At 62.5% G+C, this 23,929-nt stretch carries 19 protein-coding genes; 9 read left to right on the top strand and 10 right to left on the bottom strand.

Annotated elements, in window-relative coordinates:
• Positions 1 to 522: 522 nt before the first annotated feature.
• A complete protein-coding gene (locus QW887_RS24980) occupies positions 523 to 753 on the bottom strand; it encodes a helix-turn-helix domain-containing protein (RefSeq protein ID WP_315726599.1) in 231 nt (76 codons plus the stop codon).
• 250 nt (positions 754 to 1,003) lie between these two features.
• On the bottom strand, positions 1,004 to 2,581 hold the full coding sequence (locus tag QW887_RS24975; RefSeq protein ID WP_316164906.1) for a winged helix-turn-helix domain-containing tetratricopeptide repeat protein: 1,578 nt from the start codon (positions 2,579 to 2,581) through the stop codon (positions 1,004 to 1,006).
• Between the two features lie 138 nt (positions 2,582 to 2,719).
• Here QW887_RS24975 and QW887_RS24970 point away from each other — a divergent pair, with 138 nt between their 5' ends.
• The 5 genes from QW887_RS24970 to QW887_RS24950 all read left to right on the top strand — a co-directional run bounded on the left by QW887_RS24970 (position 2,720) and on the right by QW887_RS24950 (position 7,806).
• The gene (locus tag QW887_RS24970) at positions 2,720 to 3,469 is read left to right on the top strand and encodes an SDR family oxidoreductase (protein WP_316170891.1); all 750 of its coding nucleotides are present in this window, start codon (positions 2,720 to 2,722) and stop codon (positions 3,467 to 3,469) included.
• Positions 3,470 to 3,528: 59 nt separating this feature from the next.
• Complete coding sequence (locus tag QW887_RS24965; protein ID WP_316164908.1) at positions 3,529 to 4,482, top strand: AraC family transcriptional regulator; 954 nt, start codon at positions 3,529 to 3,531, stop codon at positions 4,480 to 4,482.
• A 99-nt stretch (positions 4,483 to 4,581) separates the two neighbouring features.
• Positions 4,582 to 5,571, top strand: coding sequence for an alpha/beta hydrolase (locus tag QW887_RS24960; protein WP_315724106.1), 990 nt, complete (start codon positions 4,582 to 4,584; stop codon positions 5,569 to 5,571).
• A 39-nt stretch (positions 5,572 to 5,610) separates the two neighbouring features.
• Positions 5,611 to 6,816 carry an NAD(P)/FAD-dependent oxidoreductase gene (locus tag QW887_RS24955; RefSeq protein ID WP_316195223.1) on the top strand — a complete coding sequence of 402 codons (1,206 nt, stop codon included), beginning with the start codon at positions 5,611 to 5,613 and terminating at the stop codon, positions 6,814 to 6,816.
• 72 nt (positions 6,817 to 6,888) lie between these two features.
• Positions 6,889 to 7,806, top strand: coding sequence for an MBL fold metallo-hydrolase (locus QW887_RS24950; protein ID WP_315724110.1), 918 nt, complete (start codon positions 6,889 to 6,891; stop codon positions 7,804 to 7,806).
• 727 nt (positions 7,807 to 8,533) lie between these two features.
• Here the strand turns inward: QW887_RS24950 and QW887_RS24945 are convergent.
• A complete protein-coding gene (locus QW887_RS24945; RefSeq protein WP_316175860.1) occupies positions 8,534 to 9,619 on the bottom strand; it encodes an IS110 family transposase in 1,086 nt (361 codons plus the stop codon).
• A gap of 808 nt (positions 9,620 to 10,427) precedes the next feature.
• On the opposite strand from QW887_RS24945, the gene QW887_RS24940 reads away from it, so the two are divergent.
• Positions 10,428 to 11,474, top strand: a complete 1,047-nt coding sequence (locus QW887_RS24940; protein WP_316175859.1) for a hypothetical protein — start codon at positions 10,428 to 10,430, stop codon at positions 11,472 to 11,474.
• Between the two features lie 902 nt (positions 11,475 to 12,376).
• Here the strand turns inward: QW887_RS24940 and QW887_RS24935 are convergent.
• The 5 genes from QW887_RS24935 to QW887_RS24915 all read right to left on the bottom strand — a co-directional run bounded on the left by QW887_RS24935 (position 12,377) and on the right by QW887_RS24915 (position 17,509).
• Positions 12,377 to 12,973, bottom strand: a complete 597-nt coding sequence (locus QW887_RS24935) for a helix-turn-helix domain-containing protein (RefSeq protein ID WP_316164911.1) — start codon at positions 12,971 to 12,973, stop codon at positions 12,377 to 12,379.
• A 105-nt stretch (positions 12,974 to 13,078) separates the two neighbouring features.
• A complete protein-coding gene (locus QW887_RS24930) occupies positions 13,079 to 14,221 on the bottom strand; it encodes an iron-containing alcohol dehydrogenase (protein WP_316164912.1) in 1,143 nt (380 codons plus the stop codon).
• A 14-nt stretch (positions 14,222 to 14,235) separates the two neighbouring features.
• Positions 14,236 to 14,442, bottom strand: a complete 207-nt coding sequence (locus tag QW887_RS24925; protein ID WP_316170887.1) for a hypothetical protein — start codon at positions 14,440 to 14,442, stop codon at positions 14,236 to 14,238.
• 4 nt (positions 14,443 to 14,446) lie between these two features.
• Positions 14,447 to 16,009 (bottom strand): NAD(P)/FAD-dependent oxidoreductase, encoded by a 1,563-nt coding sequence (locus QW887_RS24920; protein ID WP_316195220.1) that lies wholly within the window; start codon positions 16,007 to 16,009, stop codon positions 14,447 to 14,449.
• Positions 16,010 to 16,060: 51 nt separating this feature from the next.
• Positions 16,061 to 17,509, bottom strand: coding sequence for an aldehyde dehydrogenase family protein (locus QW887_RS24915; RefSeq protein ID WP_316164915.1), 1,449 nt, complete (start codon positions 17,507 to 17,509; stop codon positions 16,061 to 16,063).
• A gap of 531 nt (positions 17,510 to 18,040) precedes the next feature.
• On the opposite strand from QW887_RS24915, the gene QW887_RS24910 reads away from it, so the two are divergent.
• From QW887_RS24910 to QW887_RS24900, 3 genes are all read left to right on the top strand, one after another.
• Positions 18,041 to 19,522, top strand: a complete 1,482-nt coding sequence (locus QW887_RS24910) for a carotenoid oxygenase family protein (RefSeq protein ID WP_316195218.1) — start codon at positions 18,041 to 18,043, stop codon at positions 19,520 to 19,522.
• A 91-nt stretch (positions 19,523 to 19,613) separates the two neighbouring features.
• A complete protein-coding gene (locus QW887_RS24905; RefSeq protein WP_410051860.1) occupies positions 19,614 to 20,225 on the top strand; it encodes a glutathione S-transferase family protein in 612 nt (203 codons plus the stop codon).
• A gap of 510 nt (positions 20,226 to 20,735) precedes the next feature.
• Positions 20,736 to 21,833, top strand: a complete 1,098-nt coding sequence (locus QW887_RS24900; protein WP_316164917.1) for a hypothetical protein — start codon at positions 20,736 to 20,738, stop codon at positions 21,831 to 21,833.
• Between the two features lie 56 nt (positions 21,834 to 21,889).
• On the opposite strand, the gene QW887_RS24895 is transcribed toward QW887_RS24900, so the two are convergent.
• Positions 21,890 to 22,837: a LysR family transcriptional regulator gene (locus QW887_RS24895; RefSeq protein WP_316195215.1), complete on the bottom strand. Its 948-nt coding sequence runs from the start codon at positions 22,835 to 22,837 to the stop codon at positions 21,890 to 21,892.
• Between the two features lie 78 nt (positions 22,838 to 22,915).
• Positions 22,916 to 23,920 (bottom strand): amidohydrolase family protein, encoded by a 1,005-nt coding sequence (locus tag QW887_RS24890; protein ID WP_316195213.1) that lies wholly within the window; start codon positions 23,918 to 23,920, stop codon positions 22,916 to 22,918.
• Positions 23,921 to 23,929 lie beyond the last annotated feature (9 nt).

The following is a 23,929-nucleotide window of genomic DNA, read 5'->3' as shown; positions in this document are numbered from 1 at the left end:
CACGAAAAACGGGTCGAAATCGGTGGAAACCGGTGTAAATGCGCGGTGATCGGGTGGCTCTGGTACACTTCCAATGGCTGATGTCTCGAATAAAACAGTGGAATCAACGACTTGGCGCTTCTCCGTGGCGCCGATGATGGATTGGACAGAGAGCTTTTTGAAATCAAATAGTTAGGTGAAGGGCGTGTGCAAATCCTGTGCACGCATGTTCTACTATTCTTTCGCTTTCGTTCTCACGAAATTGCCGCCGGCGCTCGCCGAAAACTGTCGGTCCTGCATTGAAGCTTTGTCGGGACGCTGCTCTTGGCCGTCATGGTGTCGCGGAAATGCCGAGTGGCTGGCGATGTGAACGAACGCCTTGTTCGTCTGCACATCCGTTTGCGACGTCGAGGGTCGCCGGCGGGGTTGTTGTGCATGAGCGCAACGGCGCAGCTAAATAACTGACAGAACGAGAACTTTGGAAGATGCCCCATCAACGGGGGACGGAGAGTGGGGACGGTAGCGCGCGACAAATCGTGATCATCACGCCTGATCATGCCCAGTCACCGGCGACCGTCCTGGCGCACGGCAGGACACCGTGTTTCTCTTGTCCCACGCGTCGAGTTCACCAATCGGATATAGGACCGCTTTCCCGATTTTGACGAAGGCCGGCCCAACGCGCATTGCTCGCCAGTTCCGGAGTGTTCCGACGCTCACTGCGCCACGGTAGCGATCCGAGACTTCCTCCGGTGTCAGGTATTTTCGATCCTCCATTGCATCACTCCCGATCACGCGACCATGAATGCAGTATTTTCCGGTCCCAGCGGCGCTCGATAGCCAGACGTACTCGTGGATAGTGAAAGAGAAAGCGAACGGCGGTACAAAGGCGTATCGTCCACTTCGATCTAGCGTCGCGATGTCCGGTGTGCTCAAGAAACCGCATCTCATTTCGATGAGTGATATCGTCAGCTTCAGGCCAGAAGCACACCTCAGCGATCGATTGACGGGTCGTAAAGCTGCGCTCTCACTCCGGCAGGCCCGCCAGCCGCAGCCCCTTCTTGAACGTAGCCCGATGCTCAGGCCGCTGGATCGGTATCCAATTCTCCAGATTGGACATCCGAAACGCGGGATGCAGCTTGAGCAAATGCGCGGCTGCGTCTTTCGCCTGCTCCATCCGCCCGGCAAGCGCGTGCGACGCGATGATGATCAGCACGACGAACCCTGAACTCGGCAATTGCCGGAACGATCGTTCGGCCCAGGACAGAGCCAGCTCGAAGCGCTCCGCGAACAAATGCGCCATCGCCATCCCGGCCTGCATCCGGAACATCTCTGGATCGAGCGGGCTGAATCGCATCGCACGTGTGAAGAAATCGATAGCGCTCTCGGGATCACCGCGCAAAACCCGCAGGAAGCCGCCCAAGAACCAGGCCGCCGCCAGATTGGGGTTGAGCAGCAGCGCCCTGTCGAGCAATGCAACCGCGCCCTCCAGATCACCGTCCAGATGGGCCAGCGTATGCCCCGCGCGGGTCAGCGCGACGGCGTCATCCCTGCCCAATTCGATCGCCGAACGAGCCAGCCGGATCCCTTCGGCGAACTCCAGGGACTGATCGGTCATCCAGCCGTTGATCTTTCGCAGGCAATAGCACCACGCCGCCATCGCATGGGCCGAGGCAAAACTGGGATCGAGCGAAAGCGCTTTCTGAAACAGAAGCGAAGCCTCGTCGATCGCGTCGCGCGTCCCGCGGTGCAAATGCGGCATCGCGCGCAAATAGTGATCATACGCGCTCAGATTCCCCGTCGGCTTTCGCCGGGCGCGGTCGATTTCCGCGCGCTCGAGTTGTGAGGCGATCACGCCGACGATGCTGGTTGCGATCTGGTCCTGAAGCTCGAAAAGGTCGTCGATCGTCTCTTCAAACCTATCCGCCCACAGATGAGTGCCGGTGGTCGCGTCCACGAGTTGCCCGGTGATGCGTACCCGGTTCGCGGACTGCCGCACACTGCCTTCGACGACGTAGCGCACGCCGAGCTCGCGGCCGACCTGCTGCTCATTCACGGTGCGTCCCTTGTAGGTGAAGCTCGAATTGCGGGCGATCACGAACAGCCAGCCGATCCGCGACAACGCAGTGATGATGTCTTCGACGACGCCGTCCGCAAAATAGTCCTGCCCGGGATCGCCGCTGAGGTTACGAAACGGCAGCACCGCGACGGAGGGAGCATCCGGGAGTGACAGCGTCGGCCGCTGGTCGCCCGCCGAAGAATGCGATCGGGCGTCTACGGCGGTGGCGGACACCTCGTCCTGCCGGACCTGCCCGATGAAGCGCATTCCCTTGCGCGAAATCGTCCGGATCAGGCGCTGCTCCTTGCCGCTATCTCCGACTGCCCGGCGCACGGCGTTGACGTGACTCGTCAATGTCGATTCGGAGACGATGCGACCCTGCCAGACGGCGGTCAGCAGATCGTCCCGTGTCACCACCTGATCCCTGTTGCGGACCAGGTAGAGCAGAAGGTCGAAAACTTTCGGCCCGACCGCGACGAGCTGCGAGCCACGGGTCAGCTCGCGCCGCTCCGCATCCAGGCAAAAATCTTCGAACAGGAAACGCAAAGCCGCTCCGCTTGGACGAAAATCCAATGAGAATTGAAGGCCGATTCAGCCCGTCCGCAAGGCTTTCCTGCCCGCATCAGCTCATCCTCGCCGTCGCAATAAGGCCGTCTCCGGCTGGAAAAGTCGAGGAAAATCAGCATGAAGATCGTTGTCGTCGGGGGCACAGGCCGGATCGGGACCAAGCTTGCCGGCTTGCTGCGCCGCAAGGGGCACGATGTCGTTCAGGCCTCCCCCCGCACGGGTGTCGACGCCGTCACCGGTGACGGGCTCGACTTCGCGCTGTCGGGCGCGGACGTTGTCGTCGATGTCGCCAATTCACCGTCGTTCGAGGACGGCGCGGTTCTGGAATTCTTCACGAGGTCCACCCGCAATGTCCTTGCGGCCGAAATCGCCGCGCGCTTACAGCACCACGTCGCACTGTCCATCGTCGGGACCGATCGCCTTCCGGATTGCGGTTACTTCCGCGGCAAGCTCGCCCAAGAGCGTCTGATCCGGAATTCGGGGCGTCGTTACAGCATCCTCCGCGCCACACAGTTTTACGAATTTGCCGACGATATCGTCGCGACCTCCACGCATGGACAAGTCGCCCGGCTGTCGCCGGCGCTGTTTCAGCCGGTCGCCGCGGACGATGTCGCTGCCGCGCTGGCCGCCGTGACGCTGGCCCCGCCGATCGACGGCATCATCGAACTGGCCGGCCCGGAGCAGCTCAGCCTCGACGACTTCGGCCGCAGATACCTCGCCGCGATCAACGACCCGCGCAAGGTCGTCGCCGATATCCACGCCCGCTATTTCGGCGCGGAGCTGGACGACCGATCGCTCACGCCGGGCGACCATCCGCGCCTCGGCGTCATCCGCTTCGCCGATTGGCTTTCCTCCCTTCGCCAGTAACGCAGCGCGGCCGGCGGAGCTCTCCGGCAACCGCCACGCCGTCCTCGTGCGAGATGAACATGACCAAGGCCGTTCCACACGATCTTGAGGGAGAGGAGACGGCGGCAGCGCCCGAACCGCGCGAAGCCGTTCGCCCGTCGGCCAACCGCCCTCTCGCGGACGCCGAGATGGCCCGCGTGCTCGGCACCGAGCCATTTCGCATGGCACTGGACGCGACCGGCGGCGGGGTGACGCACTGGAAGCACGACCCGCTCCACGACGTCGTCGAGCCGATGACCCACCACGTCATCATGGCCTACAACGGCGTGGTTCAGCGCATGGAGCGGCGGTCGGGACGTTTCGTCTCGGCGGGCACGTTTCGTCCCGGCGTCGTGATCATCATTCCCGAGGGCGCGAGCTCGCGATGGGACATCCCGAAGCCGGTCGATGTCGTGCAGCTCTATCTTCCGCACAGCACGCTGGTTCGTGTGGCCGACGAAGCCGAAACCAACAGGCCGGCCGATCTCCTGGAACGGACCGCGCATCCCGACCCGATCACGTCCCGCCTGCTGCTGAGCGCGGCGGACGTCCTGGAAGGCAGCGAGGCCCTGGATTCGCTGTTCAGACAGCAACTCACCGACCTCCTCGCCACGCGTCTGCTGGCCGCGCACACCGGGGCGCCGACCGCGGTCCAGCCCATCGTCGGCGGTCTGGCGCCGAGAGTGCTGATGCGCGCCATCGAGCGGCTTCGCTCCGAGAGCGACGCGGACGTCTCGCTTGCGGCGCTCGCCGCGGACGCCGGCCTGTCGCGCTTCCATTTCTGCCGCGCCTTCAAGGAAAGCACCGGGCTCTCGCCGCACGCCTGGCTTCGCCAGCGCCGGCTCGAGCAGGCGATGCAGATGCTGCGCGACCCGGACGTGTCCGTCGTCACGGTCGCGGCCGCGCTCGGCTACGCCTCGCAGACCGCGTTTGCTGCTGCATTCAAGCGGCTGACCGGGGACACCCCTACCGATTGGCGCCGGCGGGCGCGTTAGCAGCAATTGCTCTTTAGTCGCCGCAACCGCGCTGGGGCACCAGCACACAGGGTTCGTTAGATCATCATCGTGTCCAAGCCCACCAATCGGAGATGACCAATGCCCTTGAACAAGCCGCTCAATCGGATTGTGAACACCACGCGCCGGAAGATCCTCGCGACCTCGGTGATGTCCGCGGTCTCGCTCAGCGTCCGTTCCACGACCGCGATCGGCGAGGAGTCAAGAAGCTCGACCTTCGCCGCGCAAGCGGTGGATCCGACGGCGTTCGTAACGACCAAAGACGGCGTGAAGATCTTCTACAAGGACTGGGGGCCGAAATCGGGTCAGCCGATCGTCTTCCATCACGGCTGGCCGCTCTCGTCCGACGACTGGGACACTCAGATACTGCATTTCGTCGGCAAGGGGTTTCGCGTGATCGCCCATGACCGCCGCGGTCACGGCCGTTCGAGCCAAGTCGGCGAAGGCCACGACATGGATCACTACGCGGCCGATGCTGCCGCGGTCGTCGACCATCTGGACCTGCGAAATGCGGTCCATGTCGGACATTCCACCGGCGGCGGCGAAGCCGCCCGCTACGTCGCGCGTCACGGCCGCGGCCGTGTCGCGAAGCTCGTGCTGATCAGCGCCGTGCCGCCGCTGATGGTCAAGACGGAGAACAATCCCGGCGGCTTGCCGATCGCCGTTCTCGACGATGTGCGCCGGCAGCTCGCCGCCGGCCGGGCGCAGTTCTATCTGGAATTCGCGAGCGGTCCGTTCTTTGGCTACAACCGCCCCGGTGCCACGGCGTCGCAGGCCGTGATCTGGAACTGGTGGCGTCAGGCCATGAGCGGCGGCGCCAAGGCGCATCTGGACGGCATCAAGGCGTTCTCCGAAACCGACTTCACCGAAGACCTCAAGGCCATCGCGGTGCCGACCCTCGTCCTGCACGGCAGCGACGACCAGATCGTGCCCGTCGCGGACTCGGCGCCGCTTTCGGCGAAATTGCTGAAGAACAGCTCGCTGAAAATCTACGACGGCCTGCCGCACGGCATCTGTACCACCCATGCAGCGATCGTGAATGCCGACCTGTCGGCCTTCATCGCCGGCTGATCCTCTGCATCGATCCAATCCAATCACAGGAGACACAAAATGCGACTGGTCGTCATCGGTGCCGGCTTCGCCGGTATGTATGCGGCATTGTCCGCCGCCCGGCTGCGCGACATCCACGGCGTTTCGCCCGAGGCGCTGGAGATCGCGCTGATCGCCCCGGAGTCGACCTTGGTTGTCCGTCCGCGGCTCTACGAACCAAACCCCGAAACGCTGACGGCGCCGCTGCTGGATGTGCTCAAGGCGATCGACGTGGTCTATGTGCAGGGCACCGCCGAGGCGATCGATGCTGCGGCGCGCGAAGTGAGCATAGCGGCACCCGGGGGCAGACGAACGCGGCTCGCCTACGATCGTCTGGTCGTGGCCACCGGCAGCCGGCTGTTTCGTCCGAGCATTCCCGGCCTTGCCGAGTACGGTTTCAGCGTCGACTCGCTGGACGACGCGGTGGCCCTCGACAGGCACCTGCACGGACTGGCCGGCCGGCCGGCCGGGAATGGCCGCGACACGGTCGTCGTCGCCGGCGGCGGGTTCACGGGCATCGAGGCAGCTACCGAGATGCCCGCGCGGCTCCGCGCCATTCTCGGCCCCGATGCGCGGCCGCGCGTCGTCATCGTCGAGCGCAATCCGGTCATCGCCCCCGACATGGGCGAAACCGCGCGTCCCGTCATCGAGAACGCATTGAAGCGGATCGGCGTGGAGACATGGCTGGGAGTCGGCGTTGCGTCGCTCGACCAGTCCGGCGTGACCTTGTCGGGTGGCGAGCGCATCGCAGCCGAGACCGTGATCTGGGCTGCCGGCATGCGTGCCGCGCCCCTGACCGCGCAGATTCCAGCCGAGCGCGACAGTTTCGGCCGGCTGCTGGTCGACCGCGACTTGCGCGTGCCGAGCGCGGCGGGCATCTTCGCGACCGGCGACGCTGCGCGTGCCGCCTGTGATGATGCCGGCAACTACGCGCTAATGTCGTGCCAGCACGCCACGCGGATGGGCGCTTTCGCCGGCAATAACGCCGCCGCCGAACTGCTCGGCGTTCCGACCGCGCCTTATCACCAGGCGGCCTACGTCACCTGCCTCGATCTCGGCGAGGCCGGCGCTTTGTTTACACGCGGCTGGGATCGGACGATCGAGATGGTCGGCGACCAGGCGAAGAAGACCAAACGCGAGATCAACACCGCCTGGATCTACCCGCCGCTTGCCGAACGTGCCGCCGCGCTCGCCTCCGCCGATCCGGAACGCGTCACCGATCTCTGACCGCCTCACCGAACGAGCCGGACGTCTTCAGGGATGAAACCAGCCTTCAATAACCTGCAACAGGAGACCAACATGAATCTGCAAAACACCTCACACCTCGTCACACCGAAGCCGGATGAACTGGTGCCGTCGCGCTATGCCCTGAAGGTCGGCGAGATCGACGTGCTGGTGATCAGCGACGGGGTGCTCCCGCTGCCGACCACGATGCTCGGGCACAACGCTGCGCCGTCGGCGCGGGCCGCTTGGTTCAAGGACATGTTCCTGCCGACCGACGCCTTCGATTGGGCCCTGAATGCCGTCGTCGTCCGGAGCGGCGGCAAGACCATCCTGATCGACGCAGGGCTCGGGTCGGATCCCGACCTGAACCTGCCGCGGGCCGGACAGCTGATCAAACGCCTCGACGCCGCCGGCATCGATCTCGCGTCCGTCACCGACGTCGTGCTGACCCATATGCACATGGATCACGTCGGCGGCCTGCTGGTCGAGGGCGTGAAAGACCGGCTGCGGCCGGACCTGCAGATCCATGTTGCGGCCGCCGAAGTCGAATTCTGGCGGGCGCCGGATTTCTCGCGAACGGCGATGCCGGAAGGCTTCCCGGACGCGCTGCGCGCAGCCGCGAAGCGCTTCGCGAGGGAGTACCACAACCAGATCCGGCAGTTCGACGAGGAGCACGAAGTCGCGCCGGGCGTCGTCGTCCGCCGCACCGGCGGTCACACCCCGGGACACAGCATCGTCCGCCTGACGTCCGGCGGCGAAGCGATGACCTTCGCGGGCGATGCCGTGTTCACGGTCGGCTTCGACCATCCCGACTGGCACAACGGCTTCGAGCACGACCCGGACGAGGCAACGCGCGTTCGCGAGGGATTGCTGCGGGACTTGGCGAAGACGGGCGAGCTACTGGTCGCCACCCATATGCCGTTCCCGTCCATCGGACGCGTCGGGCGCGAAGGTAACGTGTTTCGGTTCGTGCCGATCTACTGGGACTACTAATCGTTCACCGGATTGAAGCCGGGCTGCGGCGCAGGACATCACCAACGGAGTGTGCCTGCGCCGCAGTTTGCAAGGCTGGTCAGCCGGCTTCGCCGATCGCGCTTAGGCGCGAGCTCTAACTGGTTCCGGTGATCCGGCAGCGGTCCTCCATGGGCTCACGGCTAGGTCTTCCCAATTTTGCGAACCGGTTCGCTAGGCTGCGATTGGTGCCATCCGGCACGTTGATCTCTCAGGTCTTTCTTCTTCTAGCAACACTGTGGGTGTCGGAGCAGTGCCATACTGCAATAAGTGAGCAACAGAACTTACGACCGCCGAATCTACGCCGCGGAGAGGCGCTTTTATCTTGCCGGAGTAATCGGGCGTCTCTCCGCCTTCTTCTTCGACATGATCGTCTCCTCTGCTTCATACTATACGGCTGCACCCGAGCGGTCGACAACATGACAATGGTCCGGCTTTCGTCGTGATCTTGCGGTGATGACATCTGGTGGTCCATGCAGGAGTCCGTGCTCAGCCCCGCTCGCCATGCGGGCGCACATGTCGTCGTCAGGATCGCGGGGCAACACAGGCACTCACGCGCGCTCGCAGCCTCGATCGGGCTGTCGTCGCCGGCAAGATAGCGTGCTCTCCACATCCGCTTCGATCCACCAAACGCCTTTCCGCCGATCAGCGGAAACTCAGCCATTCTTCTGTCGTCGAGCTGTCTGCCAGACGGCGCTCGCCAGAGCTCTCACATTGCGGCGGCGAGCGCCGTCGGGTTGCTTAAATCCGGTTCAGCGGGGCTTTTATCTTCGGCTGCGAACCGGAACACAGATCCGTCGATCCACATGCGATGCATCACCACTGCCAGCTTGCGTGCAACGGCCACCACCGCGCGCTTGTGGCCTCGCTTAGCTGCGACCCGGACACCCCAGGCCTTGATGCCGCACCATTGCTTGGAGCGCACCAGCATCGCGCTCGCCGCCTCGTAGAGCACGGTGCGCACCTCCCCGTCGCCGCACTTCGAAATGTGCCCTTCGATGTCGATGGATGTGCCCGTCTGGATACGCCTGGATGTCAGTCCGAAATGCGCGCCGACGGTCTTCGACTTGCTGAACCTGTGCGGATCATCGATGGCCGCCTTGAAGGTCAGTGCCGTCACCGGGCCGACGCCGGGAATGGCGCAAAAGCGTCGACAGAGTTCGTCCCGGCCGACCATCTGCACCAGCAGATCATGCAGCTTTTTGTACTCGGCCCACAGTGCTTCCCACGCTCTCAACACGCAGTCTGTCACGCCGGCGATAAGCCGGTCACAAGCCACCAACTCGTGCACTCGCGCTACAAATGTCGCGCGCTGGACCCGCGGTCCGACCATCAATCCGAAGACCTTCAGGGACTGTCTGATCTCGTTCTCTATGTCGAGCAATTTTCGCTTCAGCGTTCGCCGGTGTCCCAGCAGAAGCCGTATCTTGTGACTCTCCTGACTCTTGACATGAACCGGTCGATACCAGCCCGCACGCACGAGGTGCGCCAATCCTCGCGCGTCATTTTTGTCAGTCTTGTTGCGCTGGGCTTCCAGCGCAGCCGCGGCCTGCCGCGTTTCCAACAGGACCATGGGCAGGCCAAGAGACACGAGCTCGCGGTGCAGCCACGGTGCTACACTTCCTGCTTCATGGCCGACCTTGTCGAGCCGTGGCAGGTACGGTGACAACGCTTCGAAGATGATCGCAGGATCGGTCGCCACGCTGGCTTCGAACACGACGGCGCCGTCACGGCTGTTCACAACGCAGATTGCGGTCTTGGTGCTGGATGTGTCGAGTGCTGCTGAGAGTTTCATCGGCGGACGTCCTCTTCGGCGAATCATTTTTGATTCCCCGCGATGCTGCGCCTTTGTTGCCGCGACTGTCTCATCTCGCACTCGCCCGATTACGCCGCCAGTCGAACCCGCTCTACGCTCGCTCCTCTCAAATCCAAGTCTGAACTGCGCTCAGACACCGTGCGGTGGCTACACGAGGAGTGAGTCTCAGGCAGCATCTCTGCTGCGGCTCTGGTCTGACCGTTGGCATACGGCCGCGGGGTCTTGGCGATCTATCGACAGAAACCAGAGCGATCGAACTGCATCGGCGATGCAATTCGTCCGCAGATCCGAGATGGAAAGTCGGACGGCCCGCTAGCATCAGTTCAACACGGACCGGTCCAGCATCGAGGAAAACTGGTGTTAAAGCCGCACGCAAATCGCCCACACGGATGGACCAGACTGAGTGTCGAGCGGCGGCAGCTCGGCAGCAACGGCGCGCATCGTGGCCGTTAAGGGCAGGGCTGTAGCGTGCGACGTCGCGCAATTCGGCCGTTCCGCTCTGGCCTCGGACGTGCCACCTTTGCGGGACACCTGCGCGGAGGGCGGGGCTCGCGAGCCTTGATCCGCTTTCGCCAACCGTCGGGCAGAATCGTCCGCCATCCGGCACCGCTACGCCCAGGCCTCTCCGTATTCTCTCCACGGGGCGAGCAGAAGAGATGACCGATCCCGGTCCGGGCAGGCAGCTCCCCGTTCCGGCCACTGAGTTCTGCGTTATCGTTTTGGAGCAGCCGGCCTTTGGCGTGCCTCCGAACGCGCGGGGCCGAGACGCAAGGAGCAGCATCTGATCATGACCGAGTCCGTTCCGCCCCATCCATTCGATGATATGGAGGCGCTGGCTTGGCTGCGCTCTCAGCCCGACGGACGCGTGACGGTCAGCGCCGCGGAGCTCGGACGTCAGTGGGGCTGGAACAGGATGCGGACCAGTCGTCGCCTGAAAGCCTGGGAGCACGCGGGCCTGATCAGTCGTAACGCTGAAGCGATCAATGTAACGGGGACCGCGACGTCGATCGTTACAGATGGTACTGCCGTCGCTACGGACGCCGCCGGCGTTACAGGGATGTCCGGAGCGGAGGAAGGCCGTCGTTCCCTGACACGCGTCAAGCTCGCTGCTTTGATTGTGGCTCTGGCGCTGGCTTGTGTATCGGCTGCCTTTTCTATCGACGGCCTGACCGCGATCTTCGCCGGGGCTTTCTGGCCTGTCATCATGATGGGCGCCGTGCTGGAGGCCGGAAAGCTCGTGGCGGCGGCCTGGCTGACGGAGCATTGGACGTCTGCGCCGTCCCTCTTGAGGTTCGTCCTCGTCCTGATGATTGGTGTGTTGATGGGCCTGAACGCCATTGGCGTATTCGGCTTCCTCACCCGCGCTCACCTCGACCATATGGCATCCAGAGATCTCACCCTTGCCGACAGAACCGCAGACGTCGAGGCCCGCCTCGGGATGCAGAGCCGAGTGGTCACCGACATTGACCGGTGTATTGCCCAGATCGACGCGGCCGTCGACGAGGCGACGCGCCTTGGCAGGCCAGTCGGAGCGATGACGATTGTTGACCAGAGGCGTCGCGAACGTGCCGACATCGCTGCGGAACGGCAGCGTGAGTCCCAGGCTCTCGCCAATCTACAGATCGAAAAAGCCAAGATTGACGCGCAGCGCCGGCGCGCCGAGGCTGAGGTCGGACCGATACGCTATCTCGCCGAGCTGATTGGCATACCCGCCACGGACTTCGAGCGAGCGGTCCGGCTGCTCACGCTGGCGCTGGTTGCCGTCCTTGATCCGATGGCAGTGGCGCTGCTGCTCGCTGCCGGAGTTCACAGCAGGCGCGCTGGTTCATTCTGACTTTGCCGTTTCGTCTAAGCAAGCTCATTGCGCGATACGGGTCTGCCCCAAATCGGTGAGCAGCAAACCTGCGTACGCGCAGACTTCCAGCCGAAGGCCAGAAGAACAAAGCAAGGCCTTCTCACACCCTATGCACCTGTGGTGCTGACGCTTCGCGGGCCGCATGCGGCTATCTCATTGGGTGAAGCCAGCAATTCCGCTGAACACGTATTTACATAAGACATCCTGAGTGAATACAGCAGTCTTGCCGATTGATCGACAAATCGAATATCGTCAATAACTTGCCGGCGTTTGGGCGCGCATACGAATGGAATTGCCCGTCTCGTTCTCGATCGGTGGTGAGTTTGCGTCGGTTTAGGGGCCCCGAAAGCTGTCGGCTCTCGCGATCTGAATTGAAGTTCTCGCTTCCTGAGGGCTGCAGATTCATTGCGAGGCGCGCAGGGGCTCTGCCAGCCGGCAATCCCGTTGCGCGATCCTTCGGCCTCCGCAGGCCCAGGAAGCAACGTCCACGCGGCATAGGCGGCTCAATTCCGTCTGATATTTCTCAAGCTCAAGGGCCGATGACAGGCCGGGTCCGTTTGGACGCATCGATCCGCGCGTGGTTCGTGCGGCTGATACCGCCCGGCCGGATTGAACGATGCGCATCCTGGTCACGGGAGCCGAGGGCCCGACGACCCCCGCTGCCGCTTCGCATCATGGCGGTTATCATCAGGCGTTGCTGACACAACGGGGCGGTGTGAGCTTACGCAGGTTGTTCGCGAATGATGAGGTGTTCGCAGCAGCTTATTTAGAACGCAACGGCAAAGCCGCATTGTCCTCGGTGAGATACGGACCGCGGTGGGGCCGGATGCGGCAAAGGTGGTTGGTGGCATGTGCTGCCATTCATCATGGGCAGTTCAGGCTCACTGTGGGCGCCGGCTCCAGACATGTCCCTTGCGCAATGTTTGTTTCGCATTGGTCACGACGGTCTCGGCCGCCACGATATCGATGCCCAGCACCCGCAGGATGGCCTGGGCCGCCATTGCTGGAATCGAGTCGTCTCTTTTGACCAATGCTTCGCGCATCGAGGCGCTGACGATGGCCAACAGCATCGCATACAGGGCCGGCGAATCGACCGTCTTAAAATAACCCTGGCGGATGCCGATGCCGACATCCTTGCGAATGCCCGCAAAGATCTGCTCACGAAATTCTCCGAGATCGGAGAGTGCGTGGACGATCAGGCGCCCCCATATCGGATCCTGCAGACCGCGTTCGATGAACAGCATCGTTGCGAGCGCAACCCGCTCGGTGCCCTGCTCAATTCCAGAAATCGCCTCGTCGACCTCGCGGACCAATGCGGCCGCGACGGCGCCGGCAACGGCCTCGACCAGCTCCGTCTTGTTTCGGAAGTGATAATAGAAGCTTCCGTTGGAGAGCCCGGCCTGCTCGGCGACTTCCATGACGGACGTGCGTTCGATTCCTTTTTTGGCCATGACCGCGATAGCCGTGTCCAGGATCAACGCTCGAGTCCGCAGGCGCTTGGTGTCGTCCTGACTTGCGTCCTGAAAGTGACGGCTCTTCTTCGTCCGGGGCGAGTACGTGCTCATGTCACGGCAATAGCACGGTCAGGCTGCGGCGGCACCGATTATCCCATCCAATGAGCGCTGAATCATCTCCGTATATTCCGCCGCAGACGGGTGGTAGCGTGCGGTCTGGTTGAAGGGGCTCGCATGTGCGCGCGAACCCAAAGCTGAGACGTCGGCCCCCCGGTAACCAAGTTCGGCCAAGGTCGCCGGCAGGTTCAAGGTCCGCATCAACACGGCGATTGCCGCGGAAAGCGACGCTCCGGGGGAGAGTCCCATCGCCCCCGCAATAGCCGCGGCCCGATCGGAGGCGTGACAGCAGACGGAGTCCAACGAGCAGACCAGGCCAATGCCGCTCAACAGTCCATGATGGAAGCCCTGGTCGCCGCAGGTGATCGCGATGGCGTGCGCCGGTCCTAGGCCCATGCTGATGGCTACGCCGCCTGCATAGGCCGCGGCCATCATCTCCGATCGTGCGCGAAGGTCGCCGCCGCGTTGGGTTGCGTCTCGGATGGCCGCCATTGCTCGTCGGATGCCGTCCAATGCAAGCGCGTCGGCAAAGGGTAACATTCGGCTGGAAAGATAACCTTCCACGCAGTGTGAGATCGCATCGATTCCGGTGGCCGCGGTGAGCCGGGGCGGCAGCGTCAACGACAGCTCCGGATCGAGCATCGCAAAATGCGGCACGATGGCGGGCGAACTCATTCCCGTCGAGGCGGTCGTGGCGTCCGGGTGGATGCCGGCATCGGGCGATGCCTCGCTTCCTGTCCCGGCAGTGGTCGGAATCACTGCAAGCGGGGCGCATCGCCGAGGCTTGGCCGTGGGATTGCCGGCATAGTTGGTTACGCTTCCAGGGTTGGTTGCGAGCAGCGCGATGTATTTGGCCGTGTCGATCACCGAGCCGCCGCCGAGCGCGATCACGCCATCGCAATTGCTTGTTCTGTAGAGCGCCGCACCCCGGTCAGCGTCCGAGAACAGGGGATTTTCGGTCACGTCGTTCAGGATCGCCGCGGCCGGGCCCCGTTTGAGCGCAGCGGTGACGCGATCGACCAGGCCGACCGTCGTGATCCCGTGGTCGGTCACCAGCATCGGCCGCCTCATGCCCAGACGATCGAGCTCCTCGTCGAGGCAGGACAGTGCACCGGCGCCGAACACGGTGCGGGGAAGTTGCAGTGATGCGACCATCTGCAATCCTGTGATCATTTTCCGGCGAGGACCATGCGCAATGCTCTCACAACGAGAGCCCAGCTCAGAAACCTGTAGCCGGCCCGCAGCTCGTTGCCGCGAAGGACGCCCTTCATCGGCATGGCGCCCATGATCGTGCCGCCGATGACAAGCCCGTCCTCCGTTGCATCGACGCTGGTGATCGTCATCAGCTCGGTCCCTTCCGGTGTGAAGATCCGCATCGCCTCACCCGATCAAGCTGTCGAAGTTGATCTTCAGATCCTGGCATGCCCTGATCGCGGTCGCGCGGCCTGCGCCGCTGACGCTCGATACGTTGATCGCGGTCCCCGTGAGATAGAGGTTCTCGATCCCCGGTATCTTCAGTTTCGCGAGCTCGGGATTGGGACGGTGGCCCCCGATCTGGTGCAGATATTCGCCGGCCCCGCTCACGTCGCCCTTCTGGAACATCGATGAATGCCGTGACACTTCCAATGGCGTATCGAACCGGCGGCCGATGATGTTCTCATGGGTGACGTTGGGCGCATATTCGCGGTAACGCTCCAGCAGCCAGTCGCCGATTTCCCATTGGCGCTCGTCCCAGGATGCCGCACCGGTCCGCAGGTCGAACGGACCGAAGCCATAGACGGTGATCGCGGCCTTGCCCGGGGGACATTGGGTCTCATCGAACTGGCACTGCATATGCGAGGCAAGAATGGTGTCGGTCGATCCTTCGCTCCACATATCGCCGTAGCGATAATTGTCGAAGACGCGCAGAAATCGCTCGAGCGTGGGCGGTGCATAATTGGCGAGGATCACCCGGCCGGCCTCGGCGCCGGCCTTGTATTTTGGGGGTTCGTTAAGCGCGAGATGCTGGGGCATGATGGAGAAGGCGCCGGTCTTGACTCGCCTGGCACGGGCGACGACATCCGGCGCCACTTTCTCGACCATATCGCCGATCAGCCAAGGATGAATTTGGCCGATAACAGCTGCACGCGCCTTGATCTCTTCGCCGGACGCCAGACGGACCGAGGTGGCGCGGCCGTTTTGGACCAGTACCTTTTCGACCGGTGCTTCCGTCCGAAGCTCCGCGCCATGATCCTCAAGGCAGGCGACCAATGCGTCGACCAGTGCGCCGCTGCCGCCGACCGGGACGCCGATCGGATACGTGTGAACCATCCCAGGCATGGTGTAGAGGATGAATCCAGTGCCCATGTCCTCTGGCGCGGTCAGCGTCTCCGCTGCGAACTTGAGCAGGTGAATGATCAGCTTGTCGCTCTCGAACCACTCGCGGCAGATGTCGAGCTTGCTCATCTGCAGAGCGCGGAAAATCTCCTGTCCCTCCACGCTCTGGTCGAGCAGGGCGTAAAACGGCCCTTGCTGCGGCGCGGGCGTGAACAGGCTCTGCGTCACCATCGGCACGATCTTCATGCTCATCGCCGCAAAGCGGCGGTAGGCCTCGGCGTCGCTGGGCGAAATCCTGGCAATGCTCTCGCAGGTCCGGTCAACATCCTTATAGGTGACGAGGGAGGAGCCGTCCTCGAACATCGTCGAATAGACGGCGTCCGGGTAAAGATATTTCAAGCCGTATTTGGACTGAAGCTTCAGCTCGTCATTCCTGATCAGTGGATTGGCCTGGATGTTGACGTGCAGCGACGAATGCAGGTCGAACTTGAAGCCGGGCGCCAAGATTTCCTTGGTCACCACGCCACCGCCGAGCCAGTCATTCTTTTCCAGTACGAGCACGCTCAGGCCTGCCTTGGCCAGATAGGCTGCGGTCGTCAGGCCGTTATGGCCGGACCCGATGACCACGATGTCGTAGCTCTTGGACATTGGATGTTCCTCGCGATCGCGGCAAAACGGTCAGATCGGATAGTGCTGGTTGGGATCCTCGACGGAGATCCACTGCACGTCGGTGAATTCATGGATGCCCGGGGCACCGCCGAACCGGCCATACCCGCTTGCCTTCATGCCGCCGAGCGGCATCTGAGCCTCGTCGTTGACGGTCGGTCCGTTGATATGGCAGCAGCCAAAATCGAGCCGCTGCGCGATCACCATCGCAAGACCGACATCCCTGGTGAAGATCGCGGAGGAAAGACCATATTCCGTGTCGTTGGCGACACGGATGGCGTCCTCGATGTCATTGACGCGCACAATCGTCGTGACCGGTCCAAAGGACTCCTCGTAGTAGATGTTCATGCCGGGCCTGACGTGATCGAGCAGCGCCGCATTCATGAGCGCGCCGTCCGCGTCGCCGCCGGCAAGCAGCTTTGCGCCTTTTCCAACCGCGTCCGCGATCAGTTCCTGCACGCGATGAACGGACTGGACGGAGATCAATCCGCCGAGCGGAACATCGCTGGTCAACGGATTGCCAGCGACCAGAGTCCTGGCCTTCGCCGCCAGCTTGTTGGCGAACTCGTCGGCGACGGCATGATCGATAACCACGCGCTCGGTCGACATGCAGATTTGACCCTGGTGCATGTAGGCGCCGAACGCGGTCGCTGCGACCGCGGCGTCGATATCAGCATCTCTCAACACCAGAATCGGAGCTTTGCCACCGAGTTCGAGCAGCGCCGGCTTCAGATAGCGGGCACAAGTTCCGGCGACGATCCTGCCCGTTCGCGTCGAACCGGTGAAGTTGACGCGGCGGACGGCCGGATGAGCGATCATCGCCTCGGCGACGGCTCCGGCATCCTGCGGCTTGTGAGTGATGAAGTTGAGGACGCCCGGTGGCAGCCCCGCATCGTGCATCACCTGCGCGAGCTTGAACTGGGTCCCGGGGCTAAGCTCGGAGGCCTTGAGAATTACCGTGTTGCCGCAAGCAATGGCCGTGCAGAACGCCCGCACGGCCAGGATCACGGGTGCATTCCACGGCGCAATCGCCAACACCACGCCAGCCGGGCGTCGTACCGCCATCGAGAACATTCCCGGCTTGTTGCTCGGAATGATCTCTCCCTTCACCTGGGTGGTAAGACCGGCGGCTTCCCGCAACATGCCGGCGGCAAGTTTCGCGTTGAATACATACCAGGGCTTCGATGCTCCGGTCTCGCCGATCATGACGTCCCTGAACTCGTCAGTGCGCGCTTCGAGCAAAGCGGCAGCTCGTAGGAGAATGTCGCGCTTGGCGGCGGGGGCCGTCGCGGCCCAGGCGGGAAAAGCCGCCGCGCAGGACTCGACCGCCTTGACGGCTTGTTCGGGTGTCGCTGCGGCTGCTTCCGTGACCAGATCGCCGCTGATGGGGCTGCGCCTTTCGAACCGTCCGGCGGCGCCGGGCCACTCCACGCCGTCGATGATCAATGATGCCTCGAGCACGCATTCCTCCCAAAACCGTCGGATGCCCTGGTTCAGTCCCCGGGCCCGCGCTTGTTGTTTTTCGAGACTACTCTCGAAATTGTCCGCAAGTCAAACTGAACATCGCATGAAGCGAAGAGCACGGACCGGATCTTTGATCCGAAGAGGAGGCAGAGGACCGCCGCACTGCGCGACGGGTGGGTATCGACAACGTCGATACATCTCATCGATACAATCTGTTATGTGATTTGAGGGCCCATCCATAAAGTACATATTCGGAAAATCAAAAAAAGAGTGGTTGATGGAGGGATGCTTCGCGTGGGTGGTGTCGACGCCGCTATCGCCAGCTCAACTGATGGGCTTTCGATTGCCGTCCTCAGGAGTTATCTCCCGCACGAGGGGCGGATAGACTTCGCGAAACCCAGCACTGCATTTCCACCGTGTTTGAGGGCCGGCCGTCCAGCCGTGCATCGGAAATCGCTCGCCCGATCATGGAGCGACGCCGGTTTCGATGATCCCATCGTGTCGTTCTCGTTGTGAAAGGAAATCGAAATGAACGAACATGTCGGGCCGGCGGAGGGGATGCAGTTTCCGGATGATATCGTCTTCCAGGGACACGCCGCACCCGTTCGCATCGAAGGCAGCGTTCACGACCTGGAAGTGGTCGGTGCCATTCCTCCCGAACTCGAAGGCGTCTATTACCGCAACAGCGCGGACCATGCCTATCCGCCGCTGCACGGCCGCGACATTTTCCTGAATGGCGACGGCATGGTGCACATGGTGCGGTTCGAGCGCGGGCACGCCGACCTCACCACGCGCTACGTGCGCACGCGCAAGTTCGAGTTGGAGCGGGCGGCCAGGCGAGCGTTATTCGGTGCATACCGCAATTCGTTTACCGACTCCTCCGAAGTTGCGGGCGAGGACGCCAACACGGCGAACACATCCGTGATGTGGCACCACGGCAAGCTGTACGCCTTGAAGGAATCCGGCAGGCCGTACGAACTGGATCCGATCACCCTGGAGACTCGCGGGCAGAGCGACTTTGGCGGCCAGTTGAAGAGCCGTACCTTCACGGCTCACCCGAAGTTCGATCCTTTGACCGGCGAATGTATCGCGTTCGCCTACAATTGCGAGGGCGTGGCCAGCGACGAAATCGAGCTCTACCGAGTCGACCGCGAGGGCTGTTTCACTCGGACCGAACGCTTCAAGGCGCCGTACTGCTCCATGGTGCACGATTTCCTGGTCTCGCGAAACTACATCGCTTTCGTCATCTGTCCGATGGTTTGCGATTGGGAACGCGTCAAGCGCGGCGAGCCGTATTGGCATTGGGACAGCTATCGCAAGACCTATATCGGCGTGATTCCGCGTGAGCAGGGCGTCGACGCTATCCGCTGGTTCACCGCGCCCAAGCTGGCGATGCAGACGCACACGTTCAACGCCTGGGAAGACGGCAGCAGGCTGGTGCTCGATCATTTCGTGACGGAGTCGGGCTGGCTGAGCCAGTTTCCTGATCTGCACAATCCCAACGCCCATGAAATGCCGCCATTCGGCGAGCGCTGGATCGTGGATCTCGCAAGGGAAGCCGATCACGTCGAGATCAGGCGGTTCATCTCGCATATCGGCGAGATGCCGGTGATCGATCCGCGCTTTGCGATGGGCCGCGCCCGGCATTACTGGTTCGGGACCAACAATCCGAAGCTGGGACCCATGCTGCCGTCCGGCCCGAAGGGGCCGCCCTTTACCTGCTTAGGCCACTTCGACGAGAGGACCGGAGCCCTGGATTTCTATTACGCCGGCCCCGACTCGTCCCCCGAGGAGCCGTACTTCGTTCCCCGAAGCGCCGACGCAGCCGAAGGCGACGGATGGCTGCTGTCAATGGTCGGCCGGAGAGCCGAGAACCGGACCGACCTCGTGATCCTCGATGCTCTGCATCTGAGCCGTGGGCCCGGTGCCGTCGTGAAGTTTCCATGCCGGGTGCACGAGGGCTTTCACGGTACCTGGGTCAGCCAAAAAGTACTTGAGCGGTCGCTGTGATGCGCTCGCACCGATCTCAGCACGACGGAGGAATCTGGCAGTGATAAAGCTCTACGGATCGCTGCATTCGCGCGCCCTTCGGAATGGGTGGATGCTCAGAGAACTCGGGTTGGAATGGGAGAACGTGCCGACCAATTTTCAGGATGGCAGCACGCGTACACCGGAGTTTCTCGCCATCAACCCCAATGGCCGTGTCCCTGCGCTCGAGGACGACGGCCTGCGACTGTGCGAGTCGCTTGCGATCAATCTCTATCTCGCTCGCAAGTATGGCGGACCGCTCGCGCCGCGCACGAGGGAGGAGGAAGCGCTCGCAACCCAATGGAGCTTCTGGGTGATCGCCGAAATCGAGAAGCCCCTGCTGCTGGCTGCGGCCAACCGAGTTCTGTTCGAGCCCGCGAGTGCGCGACGCGAGGCTGAGGTCGATATCGCGCTCGGCAAGCTCGCGCGGCCCTGGGGCGTCCTCGACGCTCATCTACAGAAGCAGGCTTATCTAGTGAATGAGGACTTCACCGTCGCCGACCTGAACGTTGCATCGGTCATGACGCTTCTACCGCTCGCCGGGATCGATATTGAGGCGTGGCCGGCCATGCGACGTTGGTTGCTTGAATGTTTGGAGCGCCCTGCGATCGCAGACTGGAAGGATGTCAGCTTCAGGATCCCTCGTTCGGAAACGCCGCTCGAGATGCTGCGGATGTTCGTTTGACGCGTGATGCTGCACTGGGCCGGTGAAACGCGGTCGTCACAGCGCCGTTCCGATCTGACTTGCGAGCTCTGACTTGCAAGACAGGGCGGGTCTCCGGGATCGGATGCGTGATCCCTGGAGATCAATGCAGATACATAAAAGCGATCGGGGAGCGAAAGATGAGAAGGGACCGGTGAGCAGGACGAGATCGTTGCGCTCAGTGCTGTGGCAACCCTGACTTAGGCCGAATCTCATCGACGATCCTGCGTTCGAATCACAACCGACCAGTTGTTGATTGCGCGTATCGCCTGTGCGACGCCTTGCAGGCGATCGCCTGCTGCAATCGAACAGAGGCGGGAGCAATCCGAAGCGCTACTATCAAAAACGACGATAGCTGATATCGATTGATTTTGTTTGTTTAGGAAGCGTCTGCTCTCCAGGATCGCGATGTTTGCGCCAAGCTCTTGAGAGAGCCCGTTCGGCCAAGGTTCCGAAGAGGATCGCAAGCCGCGGAAAACAAAGGGGGGATACATGGCATTTCGTTGCCACTTGCTTGCGTCTGTCATCATCGTTCAACTGAGCGCCGTTGCCAATGCCGCGGACTTGGCCGTCAAGGCCAATCCGCCGCCGGATCAGCCGTTCTTCTTCGTGGTCGACGATCGCGCGACTGTCTCATGGATGCCGAGCGGGACGACACCCGGCCAGTTCAGTGTCGGCCCCAATGGGACGGTCAACGGCACGACCGCCAAGCAGGTCTATGCGCTCACGCACTTCGACGCGTGGGCCTACGGTACCAACTTCGTCAATATCATGATGCTCAAGTCGGGTCACAATGACCCGGCGTCGCCCTGCATCAACGCGGGCGTCACGGTCAATTTCACAGCAGGAGATTGTGCGGGGGCGACCGAGTTCTACGGACTGTTTCGAAGCACCTTCGGATGGAATCAGATCTTCAACACCAATGCATTCAGCGCCGGGCCGTTGCATAACGTTTCCTTCGAAATCGGCGCGGATGCCGAGACCGCCAACATCTTTCTTGCGCCGGCCAAGCGACAGGTCGTCGCCGGCCTGCAATTTGCGTTTGACCTGCCGTACAAGGGATACTTCAACGTCGCGCCCCTGGTGTCCTGGGAGTTCTCCAACCACAACGCATTCACTCAATGCGGAACCGCTTTCGCAGGCGGGCCGATCGCGGGCGTTAGCTGTAACGCCAGCGGAAACATCAGCTTTCGGCCGACATGGGCAGTCGAGGTGAACTACTACATGGACCTGGGCGTCCTGCCTCTGTCCCTGCAATTCTTCTCGATCAGCGGACGCGCCGGATGGTATGGGGCCAAAGGGGACTCGAATGGCTTGCCCGCTCTCTCAGGCACGGGACGGTTCAGCACCGCGAGCGCGGTCGAGTTCAACAGCGAGCCCATCCGGCTGACGTTCGACGCCAGTAAGGCGGTGATGGGTCCTAAATACTCGCATCTTGTGGACGTCTGGGTTGCCTACCGATATTGGCAGAACAAGTTCGGCCTTGATCACAACGCGGCGCCTGGGGTGTGCACCATCGCCGCGACTGGCCAAAGCACGAATTCCTGCACGGAAAAGACCGTCTATAGCGGTATCACCGTGAAGTTCTAGCTGATCGCCCGTATGCATGGCCTCGAAGCGGCGGTGCGATGCTCGCGTAGCGCCGCTCAGGACAGGGGGAGGCCGACAGGTTCCGAAACGGACCATCGTGCCTCCACCTCGGCTGCCGACGCCTGGATCATGTCGCGCAGCCACATGTTGGCGGGATCCTTGTCGAGATGCACAGGCCACTGCAGCCTTTCGGTGATGGTCGGGAGCTCGAAATCAGTCCGCAGAATACGAAGCGGCAGGCGCTGCGCGCGAGACAGGACCAGGCGCAGCGGGAGAATCGCCATATATGGCGTGCCGACGATGAACTCGGGCACCAGGAGGAGGCTCTGTAGCCGGATCGTCTTGGTCCGGCTGATACCCATGGACTGAAAGAACTGATCGACGATCCGGACGTTCAGTCGCTCGTCGAGCGCAACGGAAACGTGGGTGAAGGTCGCAATCGTGTTCAGCGAGACAGCGGCCGACGCCGCCGTATTGCCGGACCAGACAACAGGAACGAACCGCTCCTCCCACAGCATGCTAGTATTGACGGCGGTATCGAAGGGAACGTTGGAGCCTATGAAGACATCGAATTGGGCGACCGAGGCACGCTCGCGCGACTCCGGAAGCGGCAGCTGGGAAATTGAAATACCAGGCGCCACCTGGGCGACCCGCCTGATGAGATTGGACAGGAGAAGGCCTGCCACGTAATCCAGTGCGACCACGGAAAAATCGTGCTCTGCGGTTTCCGGCGTGAACTCGGTGCGGGCCAGCGCGATCGTGCGGGCGCGCGCCACGAACTGATCAACCGGTTCCGCAATCTGAGCGGCGAACGGCGTCGTCAGCATCTCACGGCCGGATTGAATCAAGAGGTCGTCATCGAAGTGATTGCGCAATCGCGCCAGCGCGCTGCTGATCGTTGATTGTGTCAGGTTGAGCGTCTCGGCAACCCGGCTGACGTTCCTCATCTTGAGCAGCAGGTCCAGCACCAGCAGTAGGTTCAGGTCCAGTCTATGGCACCGCATGGGCCCTCCGGCGAAGACGCCGCATCGCGCGACATGTCTCGTGGGGTGGCGGCCAGCCGAGGTGCGTGGCCGATCCGCTCAGGACAGCGCAAACAGGCGCTCGGCGTTCTGGTATGCAATTAGTTCGCGCTCGCGCTGCGTGAGCGCAGCTTCCTCGAGGAAGCGAACGGCTTCGGCATCATCCTCGTAAGGAAAATCGGCGGCGAACAGGATGCGTTCAGCGCCGAGCACGTCGATCGAGAGGCGAAGTGCGGGCATCGAGGTGACGCCGGCCGTGGTGATCACGAAGTTGTCCAGGAAATATTCGCTCGGAAGTCGGGGCAGTTGTTCGACGGCGCCGATTTTCACCTGCAGCAGATAGCGGTTGTCGATGCGCTGCAGCCAGAACGGGATGCCTTCGCCCATATGGCCAAGAATGATCTTGAGCTTCGGATAGCGGGCAAAGGTGCCGGACATGATCAGCCGCATGGCGTGCAGTCCGGTCTCCGCCGCAAAGCCCCAGCCGGCGAAATACAGGCCATAGTCGAGAAACGGCTGGACCATTCCGGGTCCAGGTTCCCGCGGGTGCAAGTACATCGGCAGGCCGGTCGCCTCCATTGCCTCGAAGATCGGGGCGTAGCGGGACGCATCGAGATATTCGCCGAACGTGTGGGAATTGACGATCAGGCCGCGCAGGCCGAGCGCCTTGATCCGTTCTATCTCGCGCGCGGCAGCAACCGGATCCTGGGGCGCAACGGCGCCCAGCCCGGCCAGCCTTGTCGGTGCAGCGCGCACTGCTTCAGCCAGCGCATCGTTGGCTTCGGCGGCGAGCCGTACCGCGAGATCCGGCGCGAACACCTGGACGCCGGGGGACGTCAAGGAGAGCACCTGCACGTCGATACCGACTTTGTCCATATGGGCGATCCGGCCCTTGCCGATATCGATCAGGCGTCCGTGCAGCAGCGCGTTGCCGGGCGTGTCGGCCAGGATGCTTTCGCCCATCTTGGCAAAGCCCGGCTCGACGTCGGAGCGCGCCAGCACCTTTTTCCATTCCGCGGCGATCTCGGCGGTGACGAAAGCTTCCTCGACCGCAATCTTCTTCATTTCGATCTC

This window comes from Bradyrhizobium sp. SZCCHNRI3052 (assembly GCF_032484895.1).
Lineage (GTDB): Bacteria > Pseudomonadota > Alphaproteobacteria > Rhizobiales > Xanthobacteraceae > Bradyrhizobium.
Note: the sequence above shows the minus strand (reverse complement) of the source record. Positions and strands in the feature narration are given on the sequence as shown.

Excerpts from the sequence above, each read along its gene's own strand:
- QW887_RS24960 (WP_315724106.1), top strand. The coding sequence starts at position 4,582 with ATGCCCTTGAACAAGCCGCTCAATCGGATTGTGAACACCACGCGCCGG.
- QW887_RS24910 (WP_316195218.1), top strand. The coding sequence starts at position 18,041 with ATGAACGAACATGTCGGGCCGGCGGAGGGGATGCAGTTTCCGGATGAT.
- QW887_RS24900 (WP_316164917.1), top strand. The coding sequence starts at position 20,736 with ATGGCATTTCGTTGCCACTTGCTTGCGTCTGTCATCATCGTTCAACTG.
- QW887_RS24895 (WP_316195215.1), bottom strand. The coding sequence starts at position 22,837 with ATGCGGTGCCATAGACTGGACCTGAACCTACTGCTGGTGCTGGACCTG.
- QW887_RS24930 (WP_316164912.1), bottom strand. The coding sequence starts at position 14,221 with ATGGTCGCATCACTGCAACTTCCCCGCACCGTGTTCGGCGCCGGTGCA.
- QW887_RS24905 (WP_410051860.1), top strand. The coding sequence starts at position 19,614 with ATGCTCAGAGAACTCGGGTTGGAATGGGAGAACGTGCCGACCAATTTT.
- QW887_RS24945 (WP_316175860.1), bottom strand. The coding sequence starts at position 9,619 with ATGAAACTCTCAGCAGCACTCGACACATCCAGCACCAAGACCGCAATC.
- QW887_RS24955 (WP_316195223.1), top strand. The coding sequence starts at position 5,611 with ATGCGACTGGTCGTCATCGGTGCCGGCTTCGCCGGTATGTATGCGGCA.
- QW887_RS24925 (WP_316170887.1), bottom strand. The coding sequence starts at position 14,442 with ATGCGGATCTTCACACCGGAAGGGACCGAGCTGATGACGATCACCAGC.
- QW887_RS24940 (WP_316175859.1), top strand. The coding sequence starts at position 10,428 with ATGACCGAGTCCGTTCCGCCCCATCCATTCGATGATATGGAGGCGCTG.
- QW887_RS24980 (WP_315726599.1), bottom strand. The coding sequence starts at position 753 with ATGGAGGATCGAAAATACCTGACACCGGAGGAAGTCTCGGATCGCTAC.
- QW887_RS24965 (WP_316164908.1), top strand. The coding sequence starts at position 3,529 with ATGACCAAGGCCGTTCCACACGATCTTGAGGGAGAGGAGACGGCGGCA.
- QW887_RS24970 (WP_316170891.1), top strand. The coding sequence starts at position 2,720 with ATGAAGATCGTTGTCGTCGGGGGCACAGGCCGGATCGGGACCAAGCTT.
- QW887_RS24950 (WP_315724110.1), top strand. The coding sequence starts at position 6,889 with ATGAATCTGCAAAACACCTCACACCTCGTCACACCGAAGCCGGATGAA.
- QW887_RS24890 (WP_316195213.1), bottom strand. The coding sequence starts at position 23,920 with ATGAAGAAGATTGCGGTCGAGGAAGCTTTCGTCACCGCCGAGATCGCC.